Here is a 12,051-nt window from a genome sequence, read left to right on the forward strand (position 1 = left end):
CTTAATCGCGCAATACAAAGCATACAAAAAGGCTTTGGGCGAGACAAATCTTTCCATATCTGATTTTATCAAATGGCTAATCTCTGGTCAAGCCCCAATTGATGCTACGAAGTTAAAGATTTTGGCTCTTCGTGGTGCTGCGTTACTTTTGAATATGGCCCTTGGTGTTGTTACTGGGCTTGTAGTTTCCTCTCTTATTGGTGCGATTACAAGCTATACACAGCGGATTGATACAGCAGCTACAAAAACGAAAGAAGCTGCTGATGCGGCCAACAACACGACTTCTTCCTTGAAGGATTTAGTCGATGCCTACAAAGAACTTGGTGACAAGTCTGGTTGGAGTACAGAAGATTTTGACCAAGCAAAGGATATCCAAGAGGAGCTTTTGGCTCTTGCAAAAGAACAAGGCACTCTTGACGAAAACAAAGCAAATCAGCTTGATCTTCAAAATGGAAAATATGAAGAACAACTTGGTTTGCTGAAGGATATCACGGAAGAACAGCTCAAAGATTCCGAGTCGAAGTTGATGCAATCCAAGGATGCTCAAAGCAATAAGCTAGTTAAAACAGCAAAAGATAACAATCGCTCTCATTTCTTTAGTTCTATTTCTGCAAATGCCAACCTTGGTATTATGAATGAGTTAAAGGATGCGGGGATTGATGTATTCAATAAGAGCGGTGATTTTGGCGTAAAAGACCTTAATAGTCCAGATTCTATTGCAAAGTATTATTCCGAACTTGGTAGAGCTTTAGATTATATTGTTCAAAATACAACTGAAGCACAAAGAGCAGCCGGAGGTGCGTATCATACTGTTTATCAGTATTTAATGGATGAAGAAGCCGCACTTCATGATGATGTGGATGCTTACAATGATTCTACCGATGCCATCAACAATAATACGAATGCTCGTAGAAAGCTTCAAGCTGTAGATTTTTGGCAGAATGACAATAATAACAGTATGGATGTTAGCTTTACTTTTGATAAAGTAAATTCTGCCGTTCAAACACTGGAAGATACAATTGATGGGTTTGATGCTAGTAAACTAAATGAACTCTTATGGGGTACAAACGAAGGATTGTCTGATGAGCAAGCTCAAGCTCTCGCAAATCTTCGTAAGGCTCTAACCGACATGGACTTCTCCGCTGATACAAACGGCGTGAATGCGTTTATCCAAGCACTTGTTCAAGTTGGTATTGTAGCTCAGTCTTCTGCAAATGATGTTGATGCGGTAGCACAAGCTTCTCAGAAGATGGAGGATATCTCCTCTAAGATTGATGAGATTCAGACTGCTTATAAGAATGCGACCACCGCTATTGAGGAGTACAATAAATATGGCTATTTGAGTGCGGACACACTCCAAACTCTTCTTAATGAAGACTTCGAGTATCTGAGTTGTCTCGAACTCGTTGATGGTCAGCTTCAGGTGAATACCGAGAAGTATCAGGGTATGATTGCCGCTCAGTATCAGTCTGCGGCCATGGCTCTTGTTGAGAAAGCAAATGCGGAGCTTGCAAAGATTGCTCAGGGCGAAAAGAAGGATGCAGTCGAGGATGCAACCAAGGCAACAGAAGACCAAGCAACAGCTTTGACTGAACGGGTCTGTCCTGCCCTTGGCGAGTTTGCAAAAGCATCTATGACAGCCGCTGCAGCACAAGAGTTCTTGGCAAATGGAGATGCAGCATGGTCTGTTGACCCAGAAAGGACTAAAGAGGTCTATGCTGGCCTTGCTTCTGGTTTAGATATTTTGGACGCAACTGTTGACCAAATTATGGGCAATTCGGATAAGTTCCGTCAGCACATGAATGGTTTTGATAAGGAAACCAAGAACCGGAATAAGAATACTGCCAAATCTGTAACTGATGTAGCTTCTGCCTTCGATACCTTAAATAAGGCAATGAAGGAGTATAACCAGTATGGTTATCTGTGTGCTGACACAGCAAAGTCTTTGATTGGTCTGGATGATAAGTTCACGGCTTGCCTAACAAAGCAAGGCGATAAGCTCCAAATCAATGTAGAGCAGTTCCGTAAGTTTGTGAAAGAACAACTCAAAGAAGCGAATGCCGCAAAAGATGGCGGAAAATCAGCTGATGAGATGAATAAAATTCTGAATTATCTTGATCAGAATGTAGATACAACAACCATCTCTTTTGAGCAGCTGACTGACGCTATCAAGGGTTACGGCACTGCGATGGATGAAGCCAAGGAAAAGACGGACGCTATAAAATCCGCATTTTCTGACTTATACAGTGTTGGCTTGAATAAGCAAGACAACGATTTTGGGTTCTTAGATTCGGATGATATCGAGAAGAAATTCCAAGCTATCCGTAATTTATATGGTAACACAGATTTGTTTACCAATCAAGCATATAAAGATGCTTTGAATCCAGAAACCGGTGAGATTGATTACAATAGCGATGCATTCAAGCAGATGTTTGCTGATTATCTCGCAGGGCTTGCAACAACTGCTCGTGAGACTGGTGGTGAGGCTGGAGAATATCTTGCTCAAGGTTTTGAGGACGCTGCGGCTAAGATCTCTCAGAATGTGATGAGCATTCGCGAGTACATCGACGGTATTGGTTCTTCGATTGAACGTGCCAACAATCAGATTGATGGGTTCCAGAGCGCATTTTCTGACATCCAAGACATTGTTAAAGAGTATAATACCTATGGTGGTCTGAGCATTGATAATTATCAGAAGCTCATGAGTCTGAGTGACGACCAAATCAAATGCTTGAAACTTGAAGGCGACCAGATCAAGTTTGATACGCAGCTTTACAAAGAACTCTTCAAATTAAAGATTCAAGCAATGATTGACGAGTATGACAAGGCTGACCAGACAAAAGCTCTTGCTCAACGACTTCGTGAATTACTTGCGGCAGTTGATAAGGCTGGCGATGGATTTACCAGTGCGGCTGATAAGGCCAAGAATTTCGAAGACACCCTTTCGAATATCAAATCACTTTTATCTGACTTGATTGGTGTCTTTGAACAGTTCAATACGGACAAGTCCAATGACCTCAAGATTCAGGGCGACGCATGGCTTGACGTGATTGACAAGCGAATCGATGCACTGAATGAACAGAATGATGCCCAGGAACGAGCCATTGAACTCTCCAAAGCTCAGGACGCACTCGAAAAAGCCAAAGCTAATAAGACTGTCCATGTTTATCATGCCGGCGGAAGTGGCTTCGAGTGGGAGGCTGACCAGAACGCCGTTCGTGATGCACAGTCTACACTGGATGACACGATTCGAAAGAACCGCAAAGAGGACGAGATTGATCGACTGAACAAACTGAAGAAGGCCGTCCAGGAAAATAACGAGCTGATTGGCTCCAGTTTTGAGGATTATGAGAAGAAGAAGAAATATCTCGCAGAGTTCGACAAGATGACCTACGATGATATGATTTCTTACAATGAAAATTGGAAAAACTCTATCCTCGGCAATATGAAATCCACACAGGTCGTCACGAATGTCAACGAAATTATCACTAAAATTGAGAAGCTGATTACGACACTTGAGACTCTGAATAATGTGCTGACGTGGATTAGTACGCTTGGAAAGAGCACAGACGGTGGCGGACTGACTGGTCTGTTTAGCAAGAATGGTCTGTTTGGCAATATCGGTAATTTCATAAGTACAGCGAAAACAAAGGGGCTCGAAACAGCAGCGAAGGAAGTAATTGGAACATTCCTAGACAATACCGGTGCGGCACTCGAAGCGAATGCAGACAATCCTATCATTAAAGCGGCAACTGGTCTATGGGATAAGTTAAAGGGAATTTTCTCTGGTAAAATTGTAGCGACAGGCGTTGAAGCTGGTGTGGACGAGACTCTGGCTACTTTGGCGAAAAAAGAAGTCGTTCAAAAAGGCGCTGGCAATCTACTCACACGGTTCGGTGGAGCTGCGGCGACAACTGGAGCATCTACAGCGGCGACAACTGGAGCAGGAACTGCCACGGTAACTACTGGTATTTCTTCTATTCCTGTCGTTGGCGCACTTATTGCGGTCGCTGTAAATAACGCTGTTCAGCAATTCGGTAAGATCAGTAAAGAAAACACCAAGATCTGGGCAGATCAAAATAGCACGACTGGTGAGAAGATCGTAAGCAGTGTTGGTAACGTGCTCTATCACCTCTCCCCTGTTGAGGGTTGGGATAAGTCGGTTCAATATGCTAAGATGGCCGCTGAGGGCGAAGGTCTGTGGCAAAAATTAGAATATGGTGCGAAATCCCTATACTATGCGACTGGCCTTGGTACGATGCTGGACAATATCTGGAACACCATCAAGAGTATTCTCAAAGTCTTCGGTGTGAAGTTCAAGGAAAGTGGCGATGGTGTCAGCACATCTAGTTCTGTTTCTGGCAAAAAGGGTGTTGGCTCGTGGAAGATCTGGCCGTGGAACTGGGGCAAAAAGGCAAAAGGCGATAAGAAAATCAAGAAGTCTGCTCCGTACAATGTTGATGAAGAAGGCGACGAAATTATCGTCCGTAAGCCTCAGACTGGCCGGATGACCTATCTCGAAAAGGGCGACGGTGTTATTCCTGCAAATGAGACTGAGAATCTGATGACGATCGGTAAAAACCCGCTCAAGTGGTTGACTGAAAATGTCGGTAAGATTCTTGGCGCTTCTGCCGCGAAAGATGTCGTAGAAGGCAAGGTCGATGAAGGGGCTGTCACAAAAGCTTCTCAGGTTCTTGCAAGCTCTGTTGTGAACACTTTCTCTTCTGCATGGAATACCGTGAAGATGAGCACAGAAGACCTGATTGACTCCATGAATGACTCGTTCCAGGGCGGGTCAACAAGTGTTACGACGGCTGCTGGCACCATTCTTAGCCGAGTCAAGACCATGTTTGGCAAGGCCAATATGGGGAAACTGTTGGGCAGCTTCAGCTCCGGTGTTTCTGGCGCTATCTCAAAGAGCGCAAAAGAGTATTCTTCTACTACGGAACTGTTGAGTGGTACAAAGAGCAAAACCATCGACACAATGAACAAGATGCGGTCTACGTTTGAAAGTACGTGGGCTTCTGTGGCAAAAGAGACTGGCGTAAGCAAAGATAAGATCACTTCGATTAGTTCTGAAATGTTCAGCAAGATGGAAGCCTTGGTGAATCAGACGTACGATGCGATCGACAGCAACGCCGGTATGAGTTCTGACCAACTGAATGACATCACAAAGAGTTTGTTCCAGTCGATGCAGAGCATTTACACTTCTGGTTGGAATGCCGTCTATGCTACTTCTACTGGCATGTCTCAGGAAACCGCAAATACACTGAATTCCGCATATAAGTCCTCTTCTGATGGCTGCACCAAGGCAATGGATACCATCCGTAACACGATGGTCGGCAGCTGGGAGCAGTGCGGCGGTGGCGTTCAGAATTTGGCAAATGGTACCTACCAGACACTGAGTAAAGCATGGGCAGATTCCAGCGGAAGCGCAGAGAAGATGCTCTATGATACCCGTGCCTGCTTTGATTCTGGCTGGGGTGCTGTGGAACAGGGTGTCAGCAGTTTGGCAAATAACCCGAAAGACAAGCTTTCAACAGCTTGGGCAGAAATTACTTCTCAGAGTAATGCTACATTTGGTGCGGAAGGTACACTGAAGACCGATGCAGACAATGCTTGGAAGAATGTGGAGCCGGGCGCTACGAACTTGTCGAAGAATATGCAGTGGACCATGGATCAGGCTTACCTCGCTACAAAGCAGGGCTGCTCTGATACCGTCAATTCTGTCAATACAAACCTTAATTCGACGTCAGCAGGTTTCAGTGCGATTGCCAGCGCAATTGATGCTGTCAACAAAAAAGCATCCGATTCGGAAGAAGTTGCAAAGAATACAGGACACGCATGGTATGAATGGGTGCTGAATCCAGTTGGCACTTTGCTTGACACGGTTACAAAATATAACACAGAAGACAAATCAAAGAACAATTTTTTACAAAATGCTGTTCATACAGTCACACATCCGATCAGTTCGGTTGTAGAATCAGTAAAATACCTTGGAAATGCTGCAAAGGATTTCTTTGGTGGTCTATTTGGCAAACACGCTTCCGGCTTAAAGTCTGCATCTAAGAGTCATTTCGCCAATGTTGACGAGCTTGGCCCTGAGCTTCTGGTTCGTAAGCCACAATCTGGTCGTTACACTTACCTCGAAACTGGTGATGGTGTGGTGCCTGCTGATATTACATCGAAATTGTTTGAGATGGGTGGCAACCCGAACAAGTGGTTCTCTGAACAGATGGCTAAGTATGGTTCTCAGGCGATTACTACGAAGAGCACTGGCAACACCAGTTTCTCGACTGGTAATATTGTGATCAACAATCCTGTTGGCAACTCTGAGGATCTGGCTTCTGAAATCAAGAAGAACTTCTCGACCCGGATGGCGCAGGAATGGAATAAGCGCTAAATCGAATATCTACACACAATGCCGATACCACTGGGATAGCCCAGCGGGTCGGCTTTTTATTTTTTCAGGAGGCAGAACATGTCAGAAAAATCAGCACTTGATATCTTGGTTGAAGAAACTGCTTCTGCCGCACGAAAAGCCGTAGACGAAGCAAAATTTGATACATCAACTTATGGTGTAATCACCGAAAAGGCGGGGACCGCATATAAAGTAGCCGCATTTGGCGGTGTGTATCGGTTTACAAGTTCTCACGAATATAGCGTTGGACAGAAAGTTGTTGTGACGGCATTGCAGAAGAACTTCCGAAACATCGTTGTGACGGAAGGCAATACCAATGTTGAACTATTGAATATCAAATCGGTTGTCGGACAGCTCGGCAACGACTTGGAAAAATTATCAGACAAAGCGAATTCTGAACAGAAAGAAGTTCAGTCCCAGATCAATAACACGATTACAACGTATTATCGATACAAAGACCCCAATGAAAAAGGCTCGAATGACCCCTCTGTAAATTGGACAACTGATGAGCAAAAGAAAGCCCATGATGGTGACTTATATCAGAATGTCCGAAGGAATCACTGCTTCCGCTGGGCAGACACCGGCGAAGGTTATGAGTGGGTGCGAATCACGGATTCTGGCCTAATCAATGCTCTCTCCATGGCAATCTATGCTCGTGATACGGCGAACTCAAAAAGTCAGACGTTCACACAAAAACCAACGCCGATGTATAACGCAGGAGATATTTGGACAGAGGGCCCGTCTGGAGACCTGTATGTCTGCATCAAATCACGCGGCGATACAGAGTCATACAGCAAGGACGATTGGATTTTAGCAACTAAATATACAGACGACACCTTTGCAAAAGAAGTCAATAGAACTTTGAATACTCAGATCGATACTGAAACCAGTCACTATAATGAACTGTCGCAGGGTGTTTCGGATAATAAAACAGCAATTGAAAAAGTAAAAGATTCAGTGGAACAGATTCAAGGAAATGTCGGCTCGTTTACTGCATGGGATTACAATAAGACAAAGAAACAGGTCGGTACAAACAAAACGAATATCGAAGCCTTGCAGACCGACCTCAAGACGGCAAATTCTCAGATTGGTACAAACAAATCAAACATTGAAACGTTGCAGGCCGATTTGAAAACGGCAAGCGATCAGGTAAAGACAAACAAAACAAATATCGGTACTTTAACGACCGATTTGAACAATGCCAAGTCAACGGAATCCGACCATTACGGTGAACTGACACAGAGTATTTCGGACACAAATGATTCTGTCACTGCGCTGAATGAAACAGTGGCTGCTATTACATTGAAAAATTTTCTCGCAGAGCTTGGGATGGCCGTAAATGAAGACGGCGCACTTTGCTTTGTTATGAAATCTTAAATAAACACACGTCGGAGGTGATAAAATGAAACCTATCTTATCTAAAATTGGAGTATTTGATGGCTCGAAGCAGGTCACGTTCCAGTTTGCGGCCTATGCGGACATTGATCTTGTCGCCTTTATCATCTTCGATAAGGCTACTGGTTATAATCCAACTGCTCCGAACATGACAGACCAGGGCATCTATAAGTTTGGTACGGTGGCACCTACTGGTTCTGGCCTTGCGCGAAATTTTACGCTCTCGGCAAATCTGATGAAAAACCGGCATGACCCGTATTATATCGTGATTCGATGCCGTTTAGCTGGGACAAATATGTTCTCTGAATACAGTGACCGCATTTTATTTTACTGCCATTCTGAGCCGTATCTTGCCTCTACGGAACTGACACTTGGTAAGGTTAAGACCATCAATTTTCCTTCTTATTCCTTTGATTTTAGTTATAACTACCCCATTGCGGAGGGTGAAGTCATCAATCGCTACGAGTATTACCTGTACGACGAAAACAAGGAATTGATTACGCAATCGAATTGCTTTTATTATCGTGACTCCATGAAGAGTTTTGATGTGAACGGACTGGACAATCATACGACCTATTATGTACGGGCAAAAGCGGAATCGGTGGGTGGTTTCCAGCTGGATACTGGATTTTTGCAGATCTATACGGACTATACAGAAGCCATTGGAGACGCACAAATCACCGCCACCAATGACAAATGGGGCGCACAGATCGATTTGTATGCAAAGTATTATCTGACGCAGAGCACCGGTGTGAATGCAGTTCGGTTCAAGCGACGTAAAAAAGGCACGGCACAGTGGATGACGATCTATCAGGAAAGCATTGCGCTAAATCGACTGGCCGTGAAAGTTGCATGGACAAACCAACACATCAACGAATCGGGCACTGTGAGTGCATCGAATAGTTCTGTTTTGTCGGATTATCTCAGCATTGGACGAATCAACTCATACCATTTTAGCTCGACAGATAAACAATTCGGTCTCCGCGCATACTCCAGCACAAAGTCGTTTCTTGGAGCAACAAAATTCTATAGCAGCGGCAGCGAGTTCCGGGCATCGAGTGAGGCACTCACATGGTTATCCGGTTCTTTCGCTGATAAAGTTGCTTATTACCGATTCGAGGTAATCTCCCCTTCCGGCGCGGCTCTTTCGACCTCTGATTTTAACGACCTTACCGTTTATACATCCGACAATGGTTATGTGACGGTTGGATTTTCGGACCTGTATGCAGCAGGACGTGGCACGGAATATGAGTACGCACTCTCCCCTGTCGCGAATGGAATCGAGCTTGGTTACATCAAGACAACGGTAAAGAGCTCTTTTAATGGTGCAATGTTGACCGATGGGGATAAGACTTATCGGATCGTACTTGAGCCAAAGGTTAATAGCTTAAATAAAGTGCGTTCTGCCGCAGTGGTTGAGACGATGAGCAATAAGTATCCATTCCTCTTCTCTGGCAGTGAAGCGAATTATTACACTGGTAGTTTTAGTGGCGTTGGTATTCGGTTCCAGCATACAGATGATAGTTTTGATATCGACGGTGGAAATGCGTTCCGCGACGAACTGAGTGCCTGGCTGACAGATACCAAGGCAAAAGTGCTCAAAATGGAAGATGGCCGCGAATGGCTCATTGGCATCAATGGGAACGTGACTGTCTCCTGCCCAGAGCATGTTGATAAGGGCATGATCGAATTCGAATTTGTGGAGATCGGCAGTATCGAGAGTGAAGCAGATATGTACAACAATGGACTGAGTTCTTATGAACCGGGAGGTAGCGTATGACATATCTTCCGACAGATGAAGACCTCGCTCTGTTAAAGAATCATTCCTCTCACGTATATTGCCGAATCGACTTGTTAAACAAAGATTTTGCGACGATTGATTCTTTGGAAGGTGTTGCGATTGATGGCTCGATTTCCATTGACAGTGAGTCCGATGTGCGGCGAACCTTTAATGTGACGATGTATCTAGGGAAGAACAGCAATCTTTCTAACATCACAGAGGAAGAATGGCTGAGTCGAAATGTGCGAGTCTACATCGGTCTGGCAGGAAGATCCAAAGCAAAAATCAGCGATAAATCTCCTGCTCTACTGACCGAACAAGACATCCGATACATCAATGCCGTGACATATTACAACCAGAAGATTCAGAATTTTAAGACTTACGGCTATGCGAAATACGGCAATATCGACAATTTGAACCGCGACAAGATCGACTGGACGTCCAGTAATATGCTGCGATACAGCGAATTTGCGAAAGCTTATGAAATCGAAGCTGGTACGTATTCCACGGTTCTTGGTTCAGACGACCCGCTTTATGAGACGGATAGTGAAACTGGGCCTTATATAGCGTTTACTCCCCTATTGCAAACAAATAACGGACTGATTCCACTATTGGATAATGACCTTTGGAATTATTTTGATGCTCTTGTTGCAAAGATAAAAACAATGCCTGGTGGTATGACACCCGACAATATTTTAACAGCGGACGCGACCGGCATTGATGAAACAATCTACGGACAGAAGGTTCGCGTTAAATGTATGATTGCCGCAGTGGAAGGTATGAAATTGAATGGCGCGACATTGGAAAAAGTTGATGTGAGCGCGATCTCTGGTTGGAGCGAGGCGGAACTGCGCAAGGAATATGGAAAGACCAGCCGTTATGTTGACCATTCGATGCACGATATTCAATCTGCCGTATTCGAAGGACGGAAACGAGTTACCCGAATTTACGGAGAGGTCTTTGACGAGTATTCAAGAAACGCTTCTAGCAGTTATTTTGATACTTCTTCGATCCATTGGTATAACCAGGGCTGTTTTAGTTTCAGTTCCAATGGGTTCACATACAATTCTACAACGAATACAGTGAGTGCTTCTTGTGTGGATATGGTATCCCGACTGAATGGCGACCTGGCTGGGCAGCTGGCAGGACAAGCACATCGAATCGACAAAAAAGCAGATATCAACAAAAGTATTGAAGCGGTAATGAAGGAAAGCGAATTCTCAAAATATTGCATTGATTATTGGAGCCGTAAAGTCCCACATGATTTGGATTACGACACTGGCACAACGATCTGGCAGATGCTCACAGAACTGCGGGATTTGTACTACCCATTTGAAATGTATTTTGATGATGATGTTTTTGTGTGCAAGGAGATTCCGAGCGGATTCAATGACCCACCGGTTTTGGATTGCGACTTATTTGCAAGTCTTGTCACATCGGATGGAGAATCGGCCAGCGTAGATTATACTTCTGTACGCAATGTCGTTGAGGTATTTGGCGCGACGATTGACGCGGATTGTTACGCAACGCCAGATAACACAAGTTACGATGCTTCAACTCATACGCTGTCTCTTACAGTGTCAGCTGATTCTGCTGGTTTTCCTGCCGGCACAAGTGGCAGTGGCCCATCCATTACATCGGACAAAAAAATTGCATTCAGATGCCCTGTGACCATTACACAAAAAGGCGCGTTGAACATTATTTGGAGTATTACTTACAACTCTAAGTTAGAGGACGGAAGCGTTCAAGCTGGTCAAACGCAAAAGATATCCAAACTGTTTGCTTCAACTACAGACCCAGATGGAAACGATAACGAACAGGATGCGACTGTTATGCAGGGTAGCAAATATTATGTCATCCAATTTAACGCGACGACATCCTGCTTTTATTTTATCGGACAGCAGCAATCTCATGCGATGGTGAAGTTAGTTGATACTATCCCGACTGCCGCAGAAATTGCAGCACAGAAAGAGGAAGAAAATTGTGACAATTTGAAATTCATCTGTGTGAATGACCCGAATAATATCGATGATTTGTATAATTCGCAAATGACAGTGGAGAAAATCGGGCGGCGCAATGAAGTGTTGTCGGGCGGAGACTATGAAGGATATACCACCGATGCACGAGCTATGGAAGTAGCAGAGTATGAGCTATGGAAACGCGCACGGTTGACCGATGGTCTTTCAATTACGATCTTGCTGGTCCCCTGGCTTGACGTAAATGAAAAGATCGAATATGCGGCAAAATATCTGAATTCAAGAACACCGGTCGAGTGGATCATCAAGAGCATCAGTATCAATCTGGGAGAAGGAACGATGTCTTTGAGCTTGAGCCGGTATTACCCATACTATCCCTACATTGTAGGCGAAGGCAATGCACAAAATTCCAAGCACACATATTACATGGATTCTCTGATGGACCGGTATTTTCCGAGTCTGACGGCAGAATCTTAACG

Annotated in this window: 4 protein-coding genes; all 4 read left to right on the plus strand. The window is 44.4% G+C overall.

Annotation, left to right across the window (positions count from 1 at the left end; genetic code table 11):
* The first annotated feature begins 34 nt into the window (after positions 1 to 34).
* The 4 genes from DWY95_RS08985 to DWY95_RS09000 all read left to right on the plus strand — a co-directional run bounded on the left by DWY95_RS08985 (position 35) and on the right by DWY95_RS09000 (position 12,049).
* On the plus strand, positions 35 to 6,403 hold the full coding sequence (locus tag DWY95_RS08985; protein WP_118553256.1) for a hypothetical protein: 6,369 nt from the start codon (positions 35 to 37) through the stop codon (positions 6,401 to 6,403).
* 78 nt (positions 6,404 to 6,481) lie between these two features.
* Entirely contained in the window at positions 6,482 to 7,798 is a 1,317-nt protein-coding gene (locus DWY95_RS08990; RefSeq protein WP_118553257.1) for a hypothetical protein, read from the plus strand.
* A 25-nt stretch (positions 7,799 to 7,823) separates the two neighbouring features.
* Positions 7,824 to 9,596, plus strand: coding sequence for a hypothetical protein (locus tag DWY95_RS08995; protein WP_118553258.1), 1,773 nt, complete (start codon positions 7,824 to 7,826; stop codon positions 9,594 to 9,596).
* Positions 9,593 to 12,049: a DUF5048 domain-containing protein gene (locus DWY95_RS09000; RefSeq protein WP_118553259.1), complete on the plus strand. Its 2,457-nt coding sequence runs from the start codon at positions 9,593 to 9,595 to the stop codon at positions 12,047 to 12,049. The genes DWY95_RS08995 and DWY95_RS09000 overlap by 4 nt, the downstream gene beginning before the upstream one ends.
* Positions 12,050 to 12,051: the final 2 nt, after the last annotated feature.

The organism is Faecalibacterium sp. AF28-13AC, from assembly GCF_003478405.1.
GTDB lineage: Bacteria > Bacillota > Clostridia > Oscillospirales > Ruminococcaceae > Faecalibacterium > Faecalibacterium prausnitzii_E.

What these genes read in the sequence shown, in the direction of transcription:
- DWY95_RS08990 (WP_118553257.1), top strand. Translation starts at nt 6,482, where the DNA reads ATGTCAGAAAAATCAGCACTTGATATCTTGGTTGAAGAAACTGCTTCT.
- DWY95_RS08995 (WP_118553258.1), top strand. Translation starts at nt 7,824, where the DNA reads ATGAAACCTATCTTATCTAAAATTGGAGTATTTGATGGCTCGAAGCAG.
- DWY95_RS09000 (WP_118553259.1), top strand. Translation starts at nt 9,593, where the DNA reads ATGACATATCTTCCGACAGATGAAGACCTCGCTCTGTTAAAGAATCAT.